We start from the raw sequence: 21,485 nt of genomic DNA, 5'->3' as shown, positions 1-21,485 counted from the left end.
AGCAGCTGAGTAGCCGGTAGTTCAGTTTGTCATGAGTTTTAAGTGACAAATGTCATGTTTTCACTGCGATGGTAATTTTTTGGAGCATTCTGATAGCTATTCAACAACAAACAACCTTTCTGATATTTTTTCACGATTCAAAGGCTGACTCAGGTGTCTAATCATAAACATTGCCAAAACGGTACCACAAAAAGAACCGGCCCTCTTTTTCAGAGAGTCGGTTCTAAACTTAAGGTGCTATAAACGTTGGTACGCCAGTGTTTCTACTCCACCTTAGAAGTGTTAACGATCGGTTGCGTCCCGCGCTCCGATATAATGGTGACCATCATATTATTAATCAGTTGCAACTTTTTATCATCCGACAACTGCATACCAGTATCTTTCTCTAAACGTTTAATCGTATCTTCTGTAATTGAAACGGCCCCTTCAACAATCACCTTTCGAGCCGACAGAATGGCAGAAGACTGTTGCCGTTGTAGCATAGCGCTAGCAATTTCAGTAGCGTATGCCAGATGTGTCAATCGTGTTTCCACAATTTCAACCCCAGCAACATTTAACCGATCTTGTAATTCCTCTGTCAGTCGATCTGAAACTTCAGTAGGATTGCTCCGCAAAGTAAGCTTCTTATCATCATCGAAGGTATCATAAGGATATTCAGACGCCACGTGCCGAACCGCGGATTCACTTTGAATTTCAACAAATTGCTCATAATCATCTACAGCAAATAACGCCATACTTGTATCAACGACTTTGAACACAATCACTGCGGCAATTTCAACGGGATTACCGCGTAAGTCATTCACCTTTAAAATAGCACTATTAAAATTTCGAACCCGTAACGAAATTGAAGACTTACTTGTTAGTGGCACCGTCATGAACAGACCAGAGTCACGAATCGTCCCGATATATTTACCAAAAAACGTTAAGACACGCGCTTCATTGGGGCCCACGATAGTTAAGGAACTGGCACCAAAACCAGCAATGACGATCAACAGACCACCTAGTAAAACACTGACCATCTGATTGCCAACGCTCCCCTGCCAAACTAACCAGCCACCAGCGAGTACAAATAGGATGGCTAAGACTAGCCCAATGTAACCATTGATATGGAATACTTCTTTTTCCTTCATAAATTGAATCCCCCTCTGTTACTGCTAGTATACCCGTCATGCTAGCGAATGCCTAGTCACGACTCGGCTGATAGTACCCGGCAGTTGATAGCGGTGAAGTCAATAATTAACTAACCAATTGATTGCGTACAGATACTGGCAGCCGCTTAGCATTCTTCACCGGTTCATAATTAGTCACACCATAGTGGGCATTGACCGTTACTTTGACAATCTTGCTTTTACTAAACGGGGCCGGCGCTACTGCATCGGTCCTGAACTTGATTCGTCGTTTCGCACCATGTCGATTAATTCCCAAGCCTAAATAGGTATGTCCGGTCCCAGCAACCCCAGTTGGTAAACTGATCGAATATGAGTTCAAAGCTTTCCCGTTTTGTACATAATAAGTTTCACCACCGTAGCGATAGACCATCCACCAGATATTTAATCCGACGACTGCTATCAGCAGGACAATTTCTATACCCTCGGTTAACCGCTCACGCCGTTGCTTAGTCACTTTACCCCACTCCATCTCTCTGTTTAGTTATCTTGAGTATAGATAATGGTTCAGCGTGAAACAAGTGATAATTCAAAACAAATTTATTTGTTAAATGGCCAATCCCTAAACTTCACTCATTAGAACTTTTGGCCTTGGAATCACTGAGAAATATCGGTCATTTACGTCGTTTCCATAACCAAACCATTAGAAAAACAATCACCGTAATCCCGGTGCTGACTATGAGCCAGATCAACATGGATTCCGCTAAGGCTGGATTGAGGCTTAATATATTTTTCACAGAAGTGTCCCCTCCGTACCACAAGCTGCGATATTTCTTAGCACTGATCTCTAACTAATTGGTAGGCAACACTCAGAGGCCCACATCTTGAAATATCGATTTTAGTTTTATCATAGCATTGTTTGGTCAAAAATTAACTAAAGACGAAAAAAAATCGATTACTGAAATTAATCAGTAACCGACTTTTATCCTTAATCAGTGACCTAAGCCACCCAATTAAAGCTAATTTGCTGTGATTTAGCCGCGACGACGTTCTGGGATCCGAGCAGCCTTACCATGTAAGTCGCGTAAGTAGTACAACTTAGCACGACGTACCCGACCTTGACGTACAACATCAATAGCCGCTACACGAGGTGTGTGTAATGGGAAAGTCCGTTCAACACCGACACCGTTACTGATCTTACGAACAGTATAGGTTTCGCTGATACCTGAACCGTGACGTTTGATAACGACACCTTCAAATAATTGGATCCGTTCACGCGTGCCTTCAACAACACGGGCGTGAATACGAACAGTATCTCCGGCACGGAAATCAGGGATATCAGTGCGGAGTTGGTCATTGGTGATCTTTTCGATCAATTGGTTTTGACGCATAATATGTTTCTTCCTTTCGCCGATATTCGTGACAACTTTGGTCAGCGGAATGTCGTTAATGGGCATGATAGCCAATAAATAGATTAACATACTCAGATGGCCGGTGCAAGGACTTCTTTATAAATCAGTAGCATCCGCTTGAATATCCGCCAACATTTGGCGCGCCTTGCCACTGAGCTTTAACTTCTTCAGCATGTCGGGACGACGTTCATAGGTTCGCTTTAAAGCTTGCTCTAAGCGCCAGTCATCAATTTTACCATGATCCCCGCTCAATAGGATATCTGGTACCTTCAAGCCCCGAAAATCGGCCGGACGCGTGTATTGTGGATATTCCAATAATCCAGTTGAAAATGAATCCCCAGGTGCCGATTCAGCATTGCCTAAAACACCTGGAATTAACCGCACCGTAGCATCGATCATGACCATGGCACCTAATTCCCCACCAGTGAGGACATAATCACCGAGTGAGACTTCATCGGTCACCAGTGAACGGATACGTTCATCATAGCCTTCATAATGACCACAAATAAAGGTTAAATGGTCTTCTTTGGCGAAATCTTCCGCAACCGTTTGATTAAACTGATAGCCGGCCGGATCAAGTAAGATAACTCGCCCCTTAGCTGGATGCTTCGTTTGTACATCCGCCAAGGCATCGAAAATCGGTTGGGGTTGCAACAGCATTCCTGCCCCGCCGCCATAAGGATAGTCATCAACGTGATTGTGCTTGTCGGTCGTATAATCACGAAAATCAGTGACACCTACATCGATCACGTTGTTTTCAACGGCATTGCCAATCATCGATTCATGTAATGGACCATCAAACATGTGCGGGAACAAGCTTAGAATATCAATCCGCATTAGTCGATCAACCCTTCCATCAAGTCAACGGTAACCTGACCAGTGTCTAGATCAACTTTCTTGATAACTTGGGGAATCTTTGGCAGTAGCACATCTGCTTGGCCGTGATCACGCTGGACGACCCAGACATCATTAGCCCCAGGAGCCAGAATTTCTTTGACCTTACCAATGGTTTCACCATCACTAGTGACCACTTTTAACCCAATAATTTGATGGTAATAGTATTCACCTGCTGGTAAGTCTTGTAAGGCTTCAGCCGCAACTTTTAACGTCCAGCCCTTATATTTTTCAACGTCATTGATGTTGTCGAACCCTTTAAATGTCAGGAAAAAGAGTCCTTTTTGTTCACGCGCCTTATCAATCGTGACCGTAATGCCACCGGTGGTTGCGGCCGCGTCTTTGAACATAATCAATTGCTCCCCTTTAACAAAACGCTTCTCTGGAAAGTCCGTAATCACAACGACTTTAACTTCACCACGAATGCCATGGGTATTTACTAAGGTACCTACTCGAAAATAATCCATTGGTTGCCTCCTTATATTTAATCATTATTTTTGTAATAAAAAAGCTCTCGAACAAAACATCACTGCTTCGCTCAAGAGTTTTTTTTCTGTCCATCTTCGATCGTAAGACGAACTCGTTTAGGTCCTGAAACTCGGACACTATACACAATCGTCCGAATTGCCGAAGCAACGCGTCCCTGCCGACCAATGACCCGACCAATATCCTCAGAATTAACGGTTAAGTTATATTCCAAGTAACGATTTGTTTCTTTGAAATCAATCGCAATATCAGCGGGATATTGTACCAACGGTGTGACGACCGTTTTGATTAAAGCTTTAATATCTGCCATGATCTATTACCGCTTTATTATTTAGTGAACTTAGCTTCATGATACTTCTTCATGATACCGGCCTTGGATAAGATATTCTTAACCGTATCTGAAGGTTGAGCACCATTGTTCAACCAACCGAGGATATCTTCCTCTTCAAGTTTAACTTGGGCTGGTTCTGTAAGTGGGTTGTATGTGCCGACTTGGGCGATAAAACGACCATCACGTGGTGAACGTGAATCAGCGACAACAATCCGGTAAAATGGATTTTTCTTTGAACCCATCCGCTTTAGACGAATCTTGACTGACATTTAAACACCTCCCGAATTCTTTAACAGGTAATAATATACCAGTAAATCAATAGCTTGTAAAGGTTTTTTTCTTGACAGGCTAAAAATAGTTTTAAATTAACGTTTCCGGCGCCGCATTGCTTTGGCTAACCGCTTCTTTTTATTCTTCTTGGTGGTGCGGACCATCCGTTTCATGGCCATTTGTTGCATCTTACCACCGATACCGCCACCACCACCGGCACCGCCCATCAAACCTTCCATGCCGGCAAAGTTTCCTTTGGACATCTGATTCATCATCTTTTTAGTTTGATTGAACTGCTTGATCATCCGGTTGACCTCATGAATTGGTCGTCCAGCACCTGCCGCAATCCGCCGGCGACGTGAAGGATTCAGTACATCTGGATCTTCTTTTTCCTTGGGCGTCATCGAATAAACGATTGCCCGAATATGCGCAATATCTTTCGGGTCCATGTTGAAGTTCTTCATCGCTGGATTGTTTGCCATTCCAGGAATCATCTTCATAATGTCTTCCATGTTCCCCATTTTATCGACTTGGTCCAATTGGTCGATGAAGTCGTTGAAATCAAAGCTGTTCTCCCGAATCTTTTGATTCATTTGTTCGGCTTCTTTTTCATCGTACTGTTGTTGCGCCTTTTCAATCAGCGTCAACATGTCCCCCATGCCTAAAATCCGATCCGCCATACGGTCGGGATGGAAGACATCGAGGTCGGTCATTTTTTCACCTTGACCGACGAACTTGATCGGTTTACCAGTGACGGCCCGAATTGATAACGCAGCCCCACCACGGGTATCCCCATCTAACTTCGTTAAAACGACCCCAGTGACATCTAGCTTCTGATCAAAGCCCTCAGCCGTATTGACTGCGTTTTGACCAGTCATGGCATCGATGACTAATAGGATTTCGTCTGGATGAACTAAATCTTTAATGTTGGCTAATTCGGTCATTAATTGTTCGTCGATCTGCAACCGCCCAGCGGTATCAATAAAGACATAATCGTTATGATTAGCTTCCGCTTGAGCCATCCCTTGACGCACAATTTCTACCGGATCAACGTCGGTCCCCATTTCAAAAACGGGTACCTCGATTTGTTGACCGACCTGTTGCAATTGTTGAATCGCCGCTGGTCGGTAAACATCGGCCGCAATCATTAATGGCCGCGCGTCTTGTTCATTTTTAAGCTTTAAAGCCAGTTTCCCGACCGTGGTCGTTTTCCCGGCCCCTTGTAGCCCAGCCATCATAATGACCGTTGGAATCTTAGCCGATTTGTTCAACGGCACTGCCGTCTCACCCATCGTCTTCGTTAATTCTTCGTTAACGATTTTAACAATTTGTTGTGCCGGATTTAACCCTTCTAGGACTTTTGCCCCTAAAGCGCGTTCGCGCACAGTTTTAACGAAATCCTTGACGACGGTAAAGTTAACATCGGCTTCGAGTAAGGCCAGCCGGATTTCCCGCATGGTGTCTCGTAAGTCGCTTTCGGAAACTTTCCCTTTCCGTCGGAGATTGGTCATTGCTTTTTGTAAACGTTCTGTTAGGCCTTCAAATGCCATCAGTGTTCACCTAACCTTCATTTTTATTCTGAGTCAGCTTCTAAGTTGACTAGTTGTTGAATCATCTTAATTAGTTCTGCATCACCATGATAGTGCTGCTTAATATATGCCGAAATAGCATCCACCTCGTGGTTACGCTCGACAAAAGCCTGATATAAATGCAATTTAGCTTCGTAACCTTCGAGAATTTTTTCCGTGCGTTTGATATTATCATAGACCGCTTGGCGCGACACTGAGAACTCTTCCGCAATCTCGCCCAATGAATAATCGTCACCATAATATAACTGAATATAAGCTTTTTGCTTGCTAGTCAGTAACGGTTCATAGAATTCAAATAGCGAATTAATCCGGTAATTTTTTTCAATTTCCATGGGACGCTCCTTTGGTTAAAAGACGCTAACTGCACACTAACTTAGATTACCGATTTTTCTTAGAAACGTCAACTCTCAGCCGCCATTTCTAGCCAAAAAATGAGAACGATCTTCCGTCATTCGAAAAATCGTTCTCAAACCAATTAACCGGCGATCACATCTTTAAATAACCCGTAAACAAAATCATTGGCATTAAATGGCCGTAAGTCGGTCACCTTTTCACCCAAACCAACGTACTTCACTGCGAGATGCAACTCATTGCGGATTGCCAGCACAATCCCACCACGAGCGGTACCATCCAGCTTTGTCAAAACAATACCGGTCACTGCCGTGGATTGCTTGAACAACTTCGCTTGATTCAACGCATTCTGCCCAGTCGTGGCATCCAAGACTAATAAAACTTCTTGCGGTGCCGCTGGAATTTCACGCGTGATCACACGTTTGATCTTTTCCAATTCATTCATCAAGTTGACCTTATTTTGCAACCGTCCCGCCGTATCGACAAACAAGATATCGTAATTTTCGGCTTTAGCTTTCTTGACCGCATCAAAACAAACTGAGGCTGGGTCAGTCTTTTCTGGCCCCGCAACGACATCCACGCCATCTCGTTTACCCCAAACTTGAAGTTGTTGGATGGCGCCAGCCCGGAAAGTGTCACAAGCTGCTAGTAAGACTTTTTTGCCTTGTTGCTTATACATATTGGCCATCTTACCAACGGTCGTCGTTTTTCCAGCCCCATTGACACCGACAAATAGAATCACTGTCGGTCCCGACTTAGCCAGATGGATCGCGTTATCTTCACCGCGGCCAGCTTCGCCGTACATGTCGACAAGCTTTTCAACAATCACACTGGAAATTTCTTTTTTACTTTTAGCGTTCTTTAATTTGACCTCGTCACGAAGCTCATCACTGATACGCATGGCGGTTTCATAACCAACATCGGACTCAATTAAGGTATCTTCCAATTCATCAAAGAAGCCTTCATCCACGTGTCGGAAATTGGCTAAGAAAGCGTTGATTCGGTCGCCAAACGTTTTTCGGGACTTTTTCAAGCCTTCGTCATAACGTTCAGCTTCGGTTGGTTCTGACTCATCGGTGTCACTAGTGGTTGGTGGCTCCTCAGCAACAAGCGTTGTCTCAGGCGCAGGTGTGTCCGTTGGTTCAGCCGAGACTGGTGCCGCTTCGCTAGCGACAGTCGTTGCTGAGGCTGGTGTGACCGATTCTGCTGCACTGCTGGCAATCGAAACCGGTGCACTAGACGCGGGTGCTGACGAGTCAGGGACAGCACTGGTAGGTGCCACACTTTCTGGTGCCGCTGGCGCTTCAGAACTCAGTGATGTCACACTGGCGGCCACTTCACTAGTCGCGGTTTCACTCAGCGCTTCACGACCACTATCAGTCGTTGCTTCGGCCTCACTAGTCGTACTTTCAGCCGCTTCACTAGCAGCCGAAGTGGCTTGCGCTTCTTCAGATTCTGGTAAACTAAATGCTTTTTTAAGGCGACTAAATAATCCCATGATGATTGCTCCTTTTTGATTTAATTTTCAGGATTTGCACTGGCTTTTAACTCATCCAACGAGACTGAGACCATCTTTGAAACCCCAGATTCTTCCATAGTCACACCGTACAACACATTGGCATGCATCATCGTCCCTTTCCGGTGGGTGATGATGACAAACTGGGTGCCCGTTTGGAAGTCCTGTAAATATTGACTGAACCGATCAACGTTAGCATCATCTAAGGCCGCTTCAGCTTCATCTAAAATACTGAAAGGAACCGGCCGAACAGCTAAGATTGCAAAGAGTAACGTAATGGCTGTCAGAGCCCGTTCACCACCGGAAAGCAAACTCAACCGTTGGAATTTTTTGCCCGGTGGCTGCGCCATAATATCCACGCCACTAGTCAATAAGTGTTCTGGATTGGTCAAGATCAATTCCGCTTTACCGCCACCAAACATTTGCTCAAAAATGGCACTAAACTCAGTCGCCACTTGATCAAACGCGGTCTTAAAGCGCGTCGCGACCGTTTCATCGAGATCGGCCATCGTTTGTAGCAAGTCTGATTTCGATTGGATCAAGTCATTAGCTTGGTCGGTCAAGAAATCATCGCGTTTCGTTAACTCCTCAAAGGCGTCAATCGCCCCTAAGTTGACCGTGCCAATTTCATCAAGGCCACGTTTCAATAATTTTAATTGTTCCGCAAGCTCAGCTAGTGGTAAATCACTCACATCCGCTTGCGCTGCAGCCAGCGTTAAGCTGTACTTCTCACCCAAATCAGCCGTCGCGTGATCAACTTCACCGGTTAGCTTCGTCTGGCTGAGTTCTAAGCGCCGATAATCATCCGTCGCCGCAGCCAATAACTGCTGCGTCCGGGTTTGTGTCGTCGTTAACTCATCCAACGCGTCGTTAGCAGCCGTCAGCTTCGTTTGCACCGCCGTTTGTTGGGCAGCCACTTGAGCTTGTTGCGCTTTGGCTTTCGTCAAAAGCGCCGTCCGTTCTTTGACCGACAATTGTTGCGTTGCCAGTTGTTTTTGGACAGTGGCTAATTCCGCCACTGCTTGTGTTTGAGCTGTCTGTTGCGTCGCCAATTGCTGATCACACTGTTCAACCTGTTGCTGGGTTTGCTTGCAACGTTCCTTTAAACTCGCCAACGCTTCTCGTTGCGTTTGTAACTCGCCAACTTGTTGCTGTTGGTAAGTAGCGTAATCTTTTTGTTGTTGCATAATCGTCTGCATCTGCTGCTGATAGTCGGCTAACTTAGCCTGATTATCAGCCGTGGCTTGTTGGTTATGAGCGACTTGAGCCTCATAACTGCTATCTTCGTCCGCACGTTGTGAACGCTCATAAGTCAGCGCCTTAATTTGTCGTTCTAAAGCAGTCAAGTCACGTTTAGCCACTTCTAAATTGGCCCGTACTTGGTTGGCTTGATCCTTCAGATCACTCAACTTTTGCTGACTAGTCTCACCCGCCGCAGTCAATTGATCATTGGCCTGCTTAGTCGTAGCGAGTGCTTGTTCACTCGTTTGTAACGCGGCGTTCATTTGTGCCAAGTCCGCAGCTAATTTCTCTGTCTGTTGCTGTTGTTGCAGAACCCCACGATCACCATGCGCCGTTGCACCACCAGTGATTGCCCCGCTGGCTGCAATTGTTTCACCAGCCAAGGTAACTAATTTGCAACGGAAACGACGCAAACGTGAAATAGCCATCGCATGATCCAATGTATCCACGATCACCGTGGTCCCCAACAGATAGCGCTTGATTGCCACATAGTGTGACTCACAAGTCACCAGCTCGCTAGCAATCCCTAAGACACCAGTTTGCTGTTTTAAAGCTTGTTCGGTGGCAACTGCCAATTGACGGGAGTCAATCCGTTCAACTGGTAAAAAGGTCGCGCGACCAGCATGATGTTGCGTCAAGAACCGCACGACGGTCTTGGCCGTTTGTTGCGTGTCACAAACAACATTTTGCACTTGTCCACCTAAGGCGACTTCCACCGCTTTAGTGTAATTCGCCGGAATCGTTAATAATTCGGAAACAGCACCCGCCACTCCTGGAAATTGCTGGCGATGCTCTAAGACCGCTCGCACACCCGCATAAAAGCTCGTATACCGTTCTTGGGCCGACTGAAGCGTTTCTAGTTGTGATTTAGCTTTTTCACGCAACCCTAACGCCGCATAGTAATTCTGTTGGCGGGTATCATATTGTGTCGCTTGTTCGCGATACTTGGCCCGTTGTTGTGCTAAAGTTTGGGTTTGAGCCGTGATTTGGTTTTGCAGTTCACTTAACGTGTGATTCTGCTCGTCGACCGCAGTCTTAGCCGCAACAAGTTTTGCCTGTGCGGTCGCTAAAGTCTGCGTTGTCGCATCCGTACGCGACCCAGCTTGCTGATGTTGCTTAACTAAGTTCTTAGCTTCATTATTCAACGAAGCTTCAACTTGTTTTTCATCAATATAGTTGGCGCGAACTTGATCCAACTGATCAGCGAGCTGTTGACGCCCAGCAGCACTGGTTGCCGTCGTGAGCGTTTTAACTTGCGTCTGTAATTGTTTAACTTGCGCTTGTTGTGCAGCTAACTGCTTGGTCAACGTTTGTTTTTTTGCACTTAACGTTGCTACTGCCGTCTTGGCTGCTGTCAATGCCGTAGTCAGTCGGGTTTGTGTCGCCTGCTGATTTTGTTGCCGTTCGGTATCGACACCCTGCTGACCTTGCGTATTTTCAATTGTTTTAGTCAAGCTCAAATTTTGGGCCGCTAACGCATCTTTGGCCTGTAACTGGGCTGCTTGATCACTTTTAAGCTCGGCGACCTCACTAGCACCCGCATCTGCTTGTGTTTGATAATTCTGCACTAAGGCTTTGGCTTGGGCTAACTGTTCATTAACTTTGACCAATTGATCGTGCGCAATCGTCACTTTTTTAACTAATCGTGACCGATCTAAATAATCATACTTTTGTTTTTGATCTTGATAATCGTGAGCCAAACTGGCTTGTTGTTCCAAAGGACCGCGTTGCTGATTTAATTCGGCAATAATATCATTGATCCGATTCAAATTATCGGTCGTATCAGCGAGTCGCGCTTCCGTCGTCAGTTTATCTTTTTTATACTTCAAAACGCCAGCGACATCTTCAATGATACTCCGACGTTCTTCCGGCTTAGCATTAAACACGGCTTCAACTCGACCTTGTGAAATAACCGAGAACGAGTCCTTTCCCAGTCCGGTATCGATCATTAAATTCGTAATATCCTTGAGCCGGCAAGCCTGATTGTTGATCAGATACTCACTGTCACCATTGCGGAACAATTTACGCGTAATGCTAACTTCCGCATAGTCTAACGGTAAAAAGTGATCACTATTGTCAAACATGATCGTGACTTTAGCCATATTCAAAGGCTTACGGTGATCCGAACCGGCGAAAATCACATCCGTCATCTTCGTCCCACGCAAACTTTTCACGGCTTGCTCGCCTAAGACCCAGCGAATCGCTTCAATGATATTGCTTTTCCCACTACCGTTTGGGCCCACAATGCCGGTCATCCCGGCTTGAAAATCAATTTTTGTTTTATCGGCAAACGACTTAAAGCCGCTGATTTCTAATGATTTAAGTTGCATTCGACACAAACTTCCTGTAATTATTAATCGTGACGTTGTTGTAATTGCGTGTAGGCTTGACGCGCTGCACTTTGTTCGGCTTCCTTCTTAGAATGACCGCGACCTTCACCAATCTGACGACCATTTGCTGAAACGGCAATCTCATAAGAGCGTTCGTTGGCTGGACCATCTTGTTCAACTAATTGGTAATCGATCTCGACGTCGCCATCCTGTTGCAAATATTCTTGAAGGGTTGTTTTGTAGTCAAAAACACCGTCAAAACGGCCTTCATCAAGTTTAGGAAAGATGACTTGATGGACAAATTTCAAAACGGGTTCGCGACCTTGATCCAAATATAAGGCCCCAACAAAAGATTCAAAAATATCACATAGTAATGAATCTCGTTCCCAAGCTTTAGCTTTTTGTTCGCCTTTACCTAAACGAATATATTGTGGAAAGTCACACTCACGCGCGAAACTGGCAAAACTATCTTCGCAGACCATTGCCGCTCGCAGGCGAGTCAACTTGCCTTGGGGCATGTCTTTATAACGCTTGTATAAATACTCAGAAACCGCTAACTCTAAGACGGCATCCCCCAAAAATTCGACTCGTTCATAATACTTCAGCTTTTGATCCTGATGCTCATTAACATAGGACGCTTGTGTAAACGCTTCGGCTAATAACGCTGGATCCTTAAACTTGATTCCAAAGCGTGCTTCTAACATCGCTGCTAATTCCGTTATCATTGATAAACTTCCTCGCTTTCGTAATTAAAACCAGATACGTTAAATTATTATACTATGATTGGTCATTTAATAACAATTTTTTATTAATGACGGTAATTAAAAAGCAGACCGGCTTGGCCTGCTTTTTTAAAACGTGCTGATAGTCACACGCTATTTGGTTTGATGTGCTGCCACGTAATCGACAACTTCACCAACTGTATTGAGCTTTTCAGCATCTTCATCTGAAATTTCGCTACCGAAAGTGTCTTCAAGTTCTAAGACAAACTCAACGAAATCGATGGAATCAGCATCTAAGTCTTTTTGTAAGTTCATTTCATTGGTTACAGTACTTTGATCAACTTCAAAGCGATCCGCAATGATGGCCGCAATTTTGTTGAAGATTTCTTCTTTTGTCATGCAATACCCCTCACTAACTTGAATTCACTAAAGTATTTTAATCGTTTTCAACGGACTTGTCTACACTTGCTTGCTGATTTGCTTGTTGTTTCGCATAGTAAGCTGCCACACCAGGCACAATATCCGTTGCCACCATTTGCCGAATTTGCCGAATCGTGTTCACGATTGTTGGGGCTTTACTCGAACCGTGGGCCTTAACAACTGGGGCTTTTAAGCCTAAAAGGACGGCACCACCATATTGAGAATAGTCCATTTGTGAGCGAATCTGATTGAAACCATTCTTTAGCAACAAGCCGCCCAATTTGCCACTGACCCCAGTGTTATAAACGGCATCCTTGACTAAACCGAGCATGGCACGAGCGGTTCCTTCAATGCTTTTCAAGACGGCGTTACCGGTAAAGCCATCGGTGACGACCACATCTGCGGCCCCGTTCAATAGATCACGTGACTCAACGTTACCAATAAAGTTAATATCGGCAGTTTGTTGTAACAGCTCAAACGCGGCTTTGTGCACTTTATTGCCCTTATCATCCTCGGTACCGTTGTTGAGCAACGCGACCCGTGGTGCCTTAGCTTGCATCATGCGTTCCGCGTAATAAGTTCCTAATACGGCATATTGTTGCAAATTCATGGGTTTACTATCGGCATTAGCGCCAATATCCATCATGACGAAATTGGACTGTTTGGTATTTCGTACCACTGGCAGCGCAGTGACTAATCCCGGTCGGTCGATCCCTTTGATACGGCCAACGATAAATAGTCCGGCAGCTAATACCGCACCGGAATTCCCAGCTGAAAAGAACGCATCCGCTTCACCATCTTTGACGGCTGTGGCAGCCATGACAATTGATGAATGCTTCTTACGTCGGACGGCACGCACGGGTTCATCTTCCATTGTAATCACTTCATCCGCATTGATCACTTGAATCCGATCACGATTTTTCAAATGTTGATTGATCACGTCACGTTGACCATAAAGTAAGAACACCGTATCTTCAAATAAATCGCGAGCCTGTTCGACCCCTTCAATTACGGCATCCGGCGCGTAATCGCCACCCATTGCATCGATCGCAATTTTAATCATGTTTGTCACCTTTTCCTCTCATGATCAGCTAGTCTAAGGTCCCGACCGCTGCTAATTTTCCTTTTAAGACTTGTGCCAGTGCTTGATTCTCCGGTTGCTGTTCCCAGTCGGGAGTGGCCACAATGGCATGTGCATCTTGTTGCGCCACTTGTAAAACCGTTAGATCCGCAATTGGGTCCCCAACTTTGAAAGTGGGCATTCCAGACTGCTTGACGCCTAACACTTCACCAGAACCACGCAATTCTAAATCTTTTTGGGCTAAAACAAACCCATTAGTCGTCTCTGTCATAATTTGCATCCGTTCGATGCCTTGTTGATTCTTCGGGTCCGCCACCAAAATACAGTAGGAAGCTTTATCTCCCCGACCAACGCGACCGCGCAGTTGATGCAACTGTGCTAAGCCGAAGCGGTCTGCATCGTAAATCATCATCACCGTCGCGTTCTTGACGTCCACGCCAACTTCGATCACGGTAGTTGAGACGAGCAACTGCGTTTTACCAGCTTTAAAATCGGCCATCGCGGCGTCTTTTTCTTCCGGTTTCATCCGACCGTGCAACAAACCAACCGTGTAATCCGGCGCAAAATAAGCCTGCAAATTGGCTGACAAGGCTTCAGCATTTTTAACATCTAAGGTCTCAGACGCTTCGATCAACGGGGTGACCACATACACTTGCGACCCCGCTGCCAGTTGCTTTCGCACAAAGCTCAACGCGTTGTTGGCTTGGTTACTCCGCACCCAGGTCGTTTGAATCGGCTGACGTCCGGCGGGTAACTCATCAATCTCGGAAACATCCATTTCACCATAGGCTGTGATCGCCAGTGTCCGTGGAATCGGCGTCGCTGTCATGGCTAATGCATCCGGTTGGCCGCCTTTTTGTCGGAATGCGGCGCGCTGATTGACGCCAAAGCGATGTTGTTCATCGGTAATAACTAACCCTAAGTTAGCGTAGTTCACGCCGTCTTGAATCAAGGCATGTGTCCCAATCAACAAATTGATTTCGCCCGCTGCTAACGCCGCTAAAAGTGTCTTGCGCGCCGCCGGTTTCGTTGAGCCGGTGAGCAAGGCTACATTAACGGGGGTCGCCGCAAAGACTTTTGCCAAATTATTCGCATGCTGTTCAGCTAAAATTTCGGTCGGTGCCATCAACGCCGTTTGATAACCGGCCGTGATGGCGGCATACATCACAATTGCCGCTACGATCGTCTTCCCAGAACCGACATCCCCTTGCAGTAACCGATTCATATGTTTAGGCGACTTTAAATCCAAACAAATCTCGTTCACCACGCGTTTTTGGGCGTGTGTCAATTCAAATGGCAACGTTTTGATAAAAGCTTTTAACTGGTCATTATCATAATGAATCGCGATACCATCCGTCTCATGATCTGAACGCTTTAAGACTTGCATCTGCATTTGAAACAGCAAAAATTCTTCGTAGGTGGCGGAGCGTCGGGCTGCCGACGAAGCTTCCTGACTCTTAGGAAAATGCATATCGTGAATCATTTGTTGTCGCGGTAGCAAACGGTACTTTGCCATCAGTGGTTCAGGCACCACATCGGTGATCCTATCCTGATAAGCCTCATAAGCCTGTTTAACCAGCTTTTGGATCGTCCCCTGCTTAATTGCCTTGCTAGCCGGATAAATCGACCCAAAGGCCTCCTCAGCGTTGTTAGGATTGATAATCTTCATCCCATTGATACTACTGCGCTTCGCATCCCACTTACCATAGACCGCTAGTGGTTGCCCGGTTTCAATCTGTTTCATCAAATAAGGCTGGTTAAAAAACGTTACCATGTAAACTTCATGGTCGATCAGCAGTCGAAAATTCAACCGATTTTTCTTACGCCCAAATCGCGCTAAGACCGGCTCCGAAGCCACGGTGCCTTTAAGTGTCACTTTTTCTTGATCAGCTATTTCATTAATATCTTTGACCTGTAAATCGTCATAGCGAAAGGGGTAATACGTTAACAAATCTGCAACAGTATTAATGCCCAGTTCCGCCAACGCCTTTTGCCGCGTCGGTCCGACTCCCGTCAGTTCACCAACGGCATCCGTTAATTGTTTAGTCATGTTAAAGTCCCCCTTTCAAACTAGTATTAATTAATTATACCAAACTCTCCAAAAACTGGCAGATCAAACCATTGATTGCCAAAATAACTAAAGGTTGAAAGACTCAAAAGCATCACAAATGTTGTCGTACCGGTAACCCACAAGCCTAAAGTAGACTCACCTAAATTTAGCGCTCCGTCAGTCAAAATCGGTGTGCTGTGGGGGACGGCGCCAGCCAAGAACGCCGATTAATCTCGCCGACACTGCACACCGATTTTGACTGACTCCGCTAAACATAAATAACTACTGACTTAGCTGGAGGTTGTTGCTGATAACATCGGACGTGCAGGTAGCGTTTGACCGGCGTTCTTTTGCCGGCCTTACACCACGGACGGTCCGGGAGATTTGCGGCTTTGGCAAAGTTTCCGGGCGAGGTTCAAGACGTTTCTATGGCTTGAACCGGTCCCTCGTCCGCATGTTATCGGCAACAACCGGAAGCGGCAGTAGCCGACTAGTTTTCATTACCGGATTGTTGACGTAGTGGTGCAGACCGGCAATTTTTAACTTTCAACCTTTAGCAAAATAACCTAAAAACGGGTCTTAGACTTTGACGGTCCAGACCCGTTTAATTAAATGCAATTGTTATTCGACCGAAATCAAGAATGGATAAACCGGTTGGTCACCTTCATGAATTTCGATTTCTAATTCGTCATCGAGCGCCTGAATGGCCGTTGATAATTTATCCGCATCCGCCTTTGTCGCATCTGCGCCATAAATAATCGTCACTAATTCGCTATCGTCGTCCAACATGTGCTTGACCATGTCAATCGTAGCCGTTTCCCGTTTAGGATTCGTGACCACGATTTCACCATCAACCAGTCCCATGTAGTCATCTTTACGAATAGCCATGCCATCAATCGTGGTATCACGCACCGCATGCGTCACTTGACCACTGACGACTGTGTCCAAAGTATCTTCCATTTCAGCTTGGTTGTCCGCTAATTCTGCCTCAGGATTAAAGGCTAACATCGCAGTCATCCCTTGCGAAATGGTTTTACTATGAATGATTTTAACCGGAATATCCGCTACATCAGCTGCTTGTTCAGCCGCCAAAAAGATATTCTTGTTATTTGGTAAGACTAAAGCTTTTTCAGCACCACTCGCATTGACCGCCTTAACGATATCCGCCGTACTTGGATTCATCGTTTGACCGCCGGCGATAATGTGTGTCACGCCTAAGCCTTTAAATAACTTCCCAATGCCGTCACCAGAAGCAACTGAAATAATGGCATAACCATGCATGTCAGGTTTAGGTTGGCCCACGGGTTCTGCCAATGGTTGATCTTCATCGGCTTCTTTGTCGTGTTCCATGATCGTTTCTTGTTGCAACCGCATGTTGTCAACTTTGACCTTAATTAAAGCGCCAAAACGTTGGCCCCAAGTCATGACATCGCCCGGATGTTCCGTGTGAACATGCACTTTAACGATTTCATCATCGTTGATCACCAACAATGAATCTCCTAATTTAGCCAAATAGTTATAGAAAGTATCATAATCAAATTTATGATCAACTAACTTACCATCCCCGATTCGTACCATAATTTCAGTACAATAACCGTATTTGATGTCGTTAGGATCTAATTGCCCTTGAACACTTTGGTGGTGTGCCGCATCAATCATTGAATCCATTTCCGCGTCATCGGGAACGTAATCTTGAGATTCATCGATTTTACCGCTCAGTGAATTGCTGAAAGCTTCCAGCACAAAGGTCAACCCTTGACCCCCTGAATCGACTACCCCAACTTGTTTCAAAACTGGCAACAAATCTGGGGTAGACTTCAAGGCGGCTTCCGCTGCTTCCACAACTGCGACCATGACTTCACAAATATCATCAGTGGTCTTAACGGCTTCTTTACCGGCACCCGCAGCTTTGCGAATGACCGTTAAGATTGTTCCTTCAGTCGGCTTCATAACCGCTTTATAGGCCGTTTGGGCACCCGCTGCAAAGGCTTCCGCCAAATCATTGGCCGTTAAAACGTCTTTACCTGCGACATTTTTTGAAAAGCCACGGAAAATCTGTGACAAAATCACGCCGGAATTGCCCCGCGCACCCATTAAGAGCCCTTTGGCGAGTGCCGAAGCGAGATCACCGACTTGGGTACTGGTTTCGTCACGTTCGTATTTCGCCCCGCTAGCCATGGACAAACTCATATTAGTCCCGGTATCACCATCAGGTACCGGAAACACATTTAAAGAATTAATGAATTCGGCACGTTGGTTCAGTTTTTGTGATGCTGCCTGAACCATTTTGCCAAACTCAAGATTAGTTATCTTGGTGATTTTCAATTTCAAAATTCCTCCTTGGCTCACACCAATATCGATTAGTCGTTCATTACCCGAACACCTTGGACAATGACGTTGACCGAATTGGCCGCAACGCCAAGCATATTTTGTAAGTTATATTTGACCTTGGCTTGGACATTACGCGAAACTTCTGAGATTTTCGTCCCATAACTGACAATAATGTTGACTTCAATCGCAACCCCATTGTCTTCTTGACGAACGACGACGCCTCGTGCAAAGTTTTCCCGGCGTAAAATTTCATTTAAGTTATCACGAATTTGATTTCGACTAGCCATGCCGACAACCCCATAGTTATCCGTAGCGGCTCCGCCAACTACTGTCGCAATCACATCATTGTCGATGTCGATTGTTCCAAATTGCGTTTTGATTTTGACAGCCATGAAAATAGCCTCCTTGTTTTAACGCGCTCATTTACGATAGTTTATCATAGCACAACGATTCATGAAAGAAAAATTACACGACCGCCTTTCAGGAAGCCCGAATTAACGGAATTTAGCAGTAAAGTAAAATTACTTGATAGAAATGTATTGCAACCTTTATTAATCTATGATAAATTATTCTAGTGAATGATAAAGCATCGACCTTTTATCAATGATTACCGAAGGAGGCAGATCAACATGGCAAAAGACTTCGTTACAGGCAAACGGACGCACTTTGGTAACACGCGTTCTCATGCTTTGAACCACAGCCGCCGCAGCTGGAAAGCTAACTTGCAAAAAGTTCGCATTTTAGTTGATGGTAAACCAAAGAAGGTTTGGGTTTCAGCTCGGACTTTGAAATCAGGTAAAGTAACGCGCGTTTAGCGCAGCAAACCGTCACCACAATTTTTGTGAGTGGCGTTTTTTGTTGCCCTTTTTTCGATTTAACGGACTGACTTTTTATAAAGTTTATAATCTGACAACTTTTGACTCGACGATTTTTTCGCCGATGAAAAAGATATGCTTCAAAATTTTTTTGAAGCACTTGACGCAAAAAAACTGGTCACAAGCTCATTAACTCCTGAGCAGTGACCAGTTTTTTTACCTTAATCCACTTATTAAGCAGCGTTGATATCGTCCAGACCTGTGTGCATAATTGCTCACACTAATCAGCATCACAACTCTGAATCACCGCTAATACGCCAGCATCAAAGCTAAAATGACCTTGAGTACCGACAAACTCGTTGCTGGCCCAGGAAATCGGATAGTCGTTATACGCATTGTTTAACGGATATTTTTCATCAGCCAACGTCAAATGCATCGGCATCAACGGAACAAAGGCTAAATACTTTTTACCCGCGGCTTTCGTAATCGTATAGGCTCCCGGTAAAAAATATTGAATCGTATTTTGACGATCAATGATCGTGATTTTTGGCGTCCACGCCCGAAAAACGGGGTTTAGAACCAACCATAAATTAGCGAGTAAATGATCAATACGGCCACCGGTAGCACCATAAATATGCAACTCATCTGGCTGATACTGTTCAAAAATCGATTTTACCGCCAACTGCGTATCCGTATGATCCTGATCCGGTTTCACAATCACAGTGCCATCCAAGGCTTGTTTAACTTCCTGCAATTCCACGGAACTGATCGAATCAAAATCACCGACGACCATGACTGGCTTAATTCCTAGTTTAACTAACCGTAAGGCCCCCCGATCCGCACCAACCCAAGGTCCAGGAATCGTTGCTAAATCAGCTGGCCAATTCGCTGTTGGTCCCCCAACTAACAAATTTACCGTTGTCATTAGTTGGTAGCCACCTTTAAGTCTTGAATCCGTTGTGCTGGATCAGCACTCCCATACACATATGACCCCGCTACGGCAACGGTCGCACCAGCCTCGTAAACTTGCTTGACGGTTTGATCGTTGATACCACCATCCACTTCAATGTCAAATTGGTACCCATGTTGTTGCTTCAATTGAGCCAAAGCGCGCACTTTATCGACCATTGGGGTTAAGAAATGTTGCCCGCCAAATCCGGGATTGACCGTCATAATCAAAACTTGATCAACTAAAGGCAACAAGCCTTCAATCAAGCTTAACGGCGTTCCGGGATTAACCACAACTTCCGCCTTGGCACCAGCCTGTCGGATCAATTGTAAAACATGATAAATATGATGTGTACTTTCAACGTGGACACCGATTAGATCCGCACCTGCTTGGGCAAATTGCGCCACAAAACGTTCTGGTTCCACAATCATCAGATGGCAATCAAGCGTTAAAGACGTAATGGGCCGAATGGCCGCGACAGTACTCATACCAAAAGATAAATTGGGCACGAATTGACCGTCCATCACATCAATATGTAACGCATCGGCACCGGCTTTTTCCACTAATTCAACATCTGGTTGTAGGTTTGCAAAATTTGCACTTAAAATCGAAGGGGCAACTTTAATCATCAGCTTCACTCACTTTTTCTTATTATAAATTACTTTTTTATTTTTAATAGTCTCATAAAATTGTAAATAATCATCATACCGACTCTGTAAGACCGTTCCAGCTGCCAAGGCTGCCTTCACGGCACATTTAGGCTCATTTATATGCACACACCCACGATACTTGCAATCCGCACCCAAACGCACAAATTCAGGGAAATACTGGGTGAGTTCATTGGCCGGAATCTCAAAGACTTCATAGGATGAAAAACCCGGCGTATCGGCCACTAGTCCAGCCGCAATTGGAATCAGGCTAACTTTACGGGTCGTGTGTTTCCCACGATTTAAGGCCTGCGAAATTTCACCGGTTGCTAAATCTAAGCCTGGTTGTAAATGATTCAACAAGGTCGACTTACCGGCCCCGGTTTGACCCATGACCACAGCCACATGACCCGCAAGCGCTGTTTTAACGGCCGCTAAAGCCGTTGGATCAAAGGCGGCTCGTTCAATAATCACTTGATAACCGATTTGCTCATAAGCCGTCGCCAAGCGTTGACGATCGGCAAATTCCGCCTCACTCAACAAATCAGTCTTAGCCATATAAATGACCGACTTGATCCCGGCCACTTCCAGTGCGACCAACTGTCGATCCAATAAATTGGTGGAAAATTCTTGGGTCGTCGTTGCCGTCACAACAATGGCTAAATCAACATTCGCTACTGGTGGCCGAACAAGTTCGGTCTGGCGTGGTAAGACATTTAAAATGTACCCTTCTTGTTGCGTTGGCGCATCAAACTCCACACGATCGCCTACCAATGGCGTAATGCGCCGCTTTCGAAAATTGCCACGAGCACGCGTTCGGTACAATTGCCCCTCAGCGTAAACATCATAGAAGCCACTTAATGATTGTCGGATTTGTCCAGTTTTCAAGTTAGCACCACCTTATTTTTGATTTGGTACGGTCCACTTTGAGTCTAACTGGCTC

At 45.3% G+C, this 21,485-nt stretch carries 22 protein-coding genes; 1 reads left to right on the top strand and 21 read right to left on the bottom strand.

Annotated features, from left to right (window positions below):
- Positions 1-263 precede the first annotated feature (263 nt).
- The 18 genes from RA086_RS06600 to RA086_RS06515 form a co-directional block, all read right to left on the bottom strand.
- The gene (locus RA086_RS06600; protein WP_308703049.1) at positions 264-1,130 is read right to left on the bottom strand and encodes an SPFH domain-containing protein; all 867 of its coding nucleotides are present in this window, start codon (positions 1,128-1,130) and stop codon (positions 264-266) included.
- A 106-nt stretch (positions 1,131-1,236) separates the two neighbouring features.
- A complete protein-coding gene (locus RA086_RS06595; protein ID WP_308703048.1) occupies positions 1,237-1,623 on the bottom strand; it encodes a YxeA family protein in 387 nt (128 codons plus the stop codon).
- Positions 1,624-1,780: 157 nt separating this feature from the next.
- Positions 1,781-1,903, bottom strand: coding sequence for a hypothetical protein (locus RA086_RS06590; RefSeq protein WP_308703047.1), 123 nt, complete (start codon positions 1,901-1,903; stop codon positions 1,781-1,783).
- Positions 1,904-2,140: 237 nt separating this feature from the next.
- Complete coding sequence (gene rplS / locus RA086_RS06585) at positions 2,141-2,497, bottom strand: 50S ribosomal protein L19 (RefSeq protein ID WP_308703046.1); 357 nt, start codon at positions 2,495-2,497, stop codon at positions 2,141-2,143.
- 117 nt (positions 2,498-2,614) lie between these two features.
- The gene (gene trmD, locus RA086_RS06580) at positions 2,615-3,355 is read right to left on the bottom strand and encodes a tRNA (guanosine(37)-N1)-methyltransferase TrmD (RefSeq protein WP_308703045.1); all 741 of its coding nucleotides are present in this window, start codon (positions 3,353-3,355) and stop codon (positions 2,615-2,617) included.
- On the bottom strand, positions 3,355-3,879 hold the full coding sequence (rimM, locus tag RA086_RS06575) for a ribosome maturation factor RimM (RefSeq protein ID WP_308703044.1): 525 nt from the start codon (positions 3,877-3,879) through the stop codon (positions 3,355-3,357). Before rimM ends, trmD begins: the two co-directional genes overlap by 1 nt.
- Before the next feature lie 71 nt (positions 3,880-3,950).
- Positions 3,951-4,208: a KH domain-containing protein gene (locus RA086_RS06570; protein WP_308703043.1), complete on the bottom strand. Its 258-nt coding sequence runs from the start codon at positions 4,206-4,208 to the stop codon at positions 3,951-3,953.
- Positions 4,209-4,225: 17 nt separating this feature from the next.
- Positions 4,226-4,498, bottom strand: coding sequence for a 30S ribosomal protein S16 (gene rpsP, locus RA086_RS06565; RefSeq protein ID WP_003638633.1), 273 nt, complete (start codon positions 4,496-4,498; stop codon positions 4,226-4,228).
- 96 nt (positions 4,499-4,594) lie between these two features.
- Positions 4,595-6,049: a signal recognition particle protein gene (gene ffh / locus RA086_RS06560; RefSeq protein WP_308703042.1), complete on the bottom strand. Its 1,455-nt coding sequence runs from the start codon at positions 6,047-6,049 to the stop codon at positions 4,595-4,597.
- 23 nt (positions 6,050-6,072) lie between these two features.
- Positions 6,073-6,420, bottom strand: a complete 348-nt coding sequence (locus RA086_RS06555) for a putative DNA-binding protein (RefSeq protein ID WP_308703041.1) — start codon at positions 6,418-6,420, stop codon at positions 6,073-6,075.
- A 143-nt stretch (positions 6,421-6,563) separates the two neighbouring features.
- Entirely contained in the window at positions 6,564-7,937 is a 1,374-nt protein-coding gene (gene ftsY, locus RA086_RS06550; RefSeq protein ID WP_308703040.1) for a signal recognition particle-docking protein FtsY, read from the bottom strand.
- A gap of 20 nt (positions 7,938-7,957) precedes the next feature.
- Positions 7,958-11,527: a chromosome segregation protein SMC gene (smc, locus tag RA086_RS06545; RefSeq protein ID WP_308703039.1), complete on the bottom strand. Its 3,570-nt coding sequence runs from the start codon at positions 11,525-11,527 to the stop codon at positions 7,958-7,960.
- Positions 11,528-11,550: 23 nt separating this feature from the next.
- Entirely contained in the window at positions 11,551-12,252 is a 702-nt protein-coding gene (gene rnc, locus RA086_RS06540; RefSeq protein ID WP_308703038.1) for a ribonuclease III, read from the bottom strand.
- 150 nt (positions 12,253-12,402) lie between these two features.
- Complete coding sequence (gene acpP / locus RA086_RS06535) at positions 12,403-12,648, bottom strand: acyl carrier protein (RefSeq protein ID WP_308703037.1); 246 nt, start codon at positions 12,646-12,648, stop codon at positions 12,403-12,405.
- Positions 12,649-12,685: 37 nt separating this feature from the next.
- A complete protein-coding gene (plsX, locus tag RA086_RS06530) occupies positions 12,686-13,732 on the bottom strand; it encodes a phosphate acyltransferase PlsX (RefSeq protein WP_308703036.1) in 1,047 nt (348 codons plus the stop codon).
- A gap of 28 nt (positions 13,733-13,760) precedes the next feature.
- Complete coding sequence (gene recG / locus RA086_RS06525; protein ID WP_308703035.1) at positions 13,761-15,800, bottom strand: ATP-dependent DNA helicase RecG; 2,040 nt, start codon at positions 15,798-15,800, stop codon at positions 13,761-13,763.
- Between the two features lie 621 nt (positions 15,801-16,421).
- Entirely contained in the window at positions 16,422-18,125 is a 1,704-nt protein-coding gene (locus RA086_RS06520; protein WP_308703034.1) for a DAK2 domain-containing protein, read from the bottom strand.
- A gap of 35 nt (positions 18,126-18,160) precedes the next feature.
- Positions 18,161-18,523 (bottom strand): Asp23/Gls24 family envelope stress response protein, encoded by a 363-nt coding sequence (locus RA086_RS06515; RefSeq protein WP_105448342.1) that lies wholly within the window; start codon positions 18,521-18,523, stop codon positions 18,161-18,163.
- Positions 18,524-18,760: 237 nt separating this feature from the next.
- On the opposite strand from RA086_RS06515, the gene rpmB reads away from it, so the two are divergent.
- Positions 18,761-18,946, top strand: a complete 186-nt coding sequence (gene rpmB / locus RA086_RS06510; protein ID WP_057707039.1) for a 50S ribosomal protein L28 — start codon at positions 18,761-18,763, stop codon at positions 18,944-18,946.
- 280 nt (positions 18,947-19,226) lie between these two features.
- Here rpmB and RA086_RS06505 read toward each other — a convergent pair whose 3' ends face one another.
- The 3 genes from RA086_RS06505 to rsgA are packed head-to-tail and all read right to left on the bottom strand — an operon-like array spanning position 19,227 to position 21,430.
- On the bottom strand, positions 19,227-19,871 hold the full coding sequence (locus tag RA086_RS06505; protein WP_308703033.1) for a thiamine diphosphokinase: 645 nt from the start codon (positions 19,869-19,871) through the stop codon (positions 19,227-19,229).
- Entirely contained in the window at positions 19,871-20,524 is a 654-nt protein-coding gene (rpe, locus tag RA086_RS06500; protein ID WP_308703032.1) for a ribulose-phosphate 3-epimerase, read from the bottom strand. Before rpe ends, RA086_RS06505 begins: the two co-directional genes overlap by 1 nt.
- Positions 20,525-20,533: 9 nt before the next feature.
- Positions 20,534-21,430: a ribosome small subunit-dependent GTPase A gene (gene rsgA / locus RA086_RS06495; protein WP_308703031.1), complete on the bottom strand. Its 897-nt coding sequence runs from the start codon at positions 21,428-21,430 to the stop codon at positions 20,534-20,536.
- Positions 21,431-21,485: the final 55 nt, after the last annotated feature.

Origin of the sequence: Lactiplantibacillus brownii, from assembly GCF_031085375.1 — a bacterium.
Lineage (GTDB): Bacteria > Bacillota > Bacilli > Lactobacillales > Lactobacillaceae > Lactiplantibacillus > Lactiplantibacillus brownii.
The sequence above is the reverse complement of the archived record's forward strand: the minus strand, read 5'-3'. Positions and strand labels throughout refer to the sequence as shown.

Excerpts from the sequence above, each read along its gene's own strand:
- rpsP (WP_003638633.1), bottom strand. The coding sequence starts at position 4,498 with ATGTCAGTCAAGATTCGTCTAAAGCGGATGGGTTCAAAGAAAAATCCA.
- recG (WP_308703035.1), bottom strand. The coding sequence starts at position 15,800 with ATGACTAAACAATTAACGGATGCCGTTGGTGAACTGACGGGAGTCGGA.
- RA086_RS06570 (WP_308703043.1), bottom strand. The coding sequence starts at position 4,208 with ATGGCAGATATTAAAGCTTTAATCAAAACGGTCGTCACACCGTTGGTA.
- ffh (WP_308703042.1), bottom strand. The coding sequence starts at position 6,049 with ATGGCATTTGAAGGCCTAACAGAACGTTTACAAAAAGCAATGACCAAT.
- rpe (WP_308703032.1), bottom strand. The coding sequence starts at position 20,524 with ATGATTAAAGTTGCCCCTTCGATTTTAAGTGCAAATTTTGCAAACCTA.
- ftsY (WP_308703040.1), bottom strand. The coding sequence starts at position 7,937 with ATGGGATTATTTAGTCGCCTTAAAAAAGCATTTAGTTTACCAGAATCT.
- rpmB (WP_057707039.1), top strand. The coding sequence starts at position 18,761 with ATGGCAAAAGACTTCGTTACAGGCAAACGGACGCACTTTGGTAACACG.
- RA086_RS06515 (WP_105448342.1), bottom strand. The coding sequence starts at position 18,523 with ATGGCTGTCAAAATCAAAACGCAATTTGGAACAATCGACATCGACAAT.
- RA086_RS06600 (WP_308703049.1), bottom strand. The coding sequence starts at position 1,130 with ATGAAGGAAAAAGAAGTATTCCATATCAATGGTTACATTGGGCTAGTC.
- plsX (WP_308703036.1), bottom strand. The coding sequence starts at position 13,732 with ATGATTAAAATTGCGATCGATGCAATGGGTGGCGATTACGCGCCGGAT.
- acpP (WP_308703037.1), bottom strand. The coding sequence starts at position 12,648 with ATGACAAAAGAAGAAATCTTCAACAAAATTGCGGCCATCATTGCGGAT.
- rplS (WP_308703046.1), bottom strand. The coding sequence starts at position 2,497 with ATGCGTCAAAACCAATTGATCGAAAAGATCACCAATGACCAACTCCGC.
- smc (WP_308703039.1), bottom strand. The coding sequence starts at position 11,527 with ATGCAACTTAAATCATTAGAAATCAGCGGCTTTAAGTCGTTTGCCGAT.
- RA086_RS06555 (WP_308703041.1), bottom strand. The coding sequence starts at position 6,420 with ATGGAAATTGAAAAAAATTACCGGATTAATTCGCTATTTGAATTCTAT.
- trmD (WP_308703045.1), bottom strand. The coding sequence starts at position 3,355 with ATGCGGATTGATATTCTAAGCTTGTTCCCGCACATGTTTGATGGTCCA.
- rimM (WP_308703044.1), bottom strand. The coding sequence starts at position 3,879 with ATGGATTATTTTCGAGTAGGTACCTTAGTAAATACCCATGGCATTCGT.
- RA086_RS06505 (WP_308703033.1), bottom strand. The coding sequence starts at position 19,871 with ATGACAACGGTAAATTTGTTAGTTGGGGGACCAACAGCGAATTGGCCA.
- rnc (WP_308703038.1), bottom strand. The coding sequence starts at position 12,252 with ATGATAACGGAATTAGCAGCGATGTTAGAAGCACGCTTTGGAATCAAG.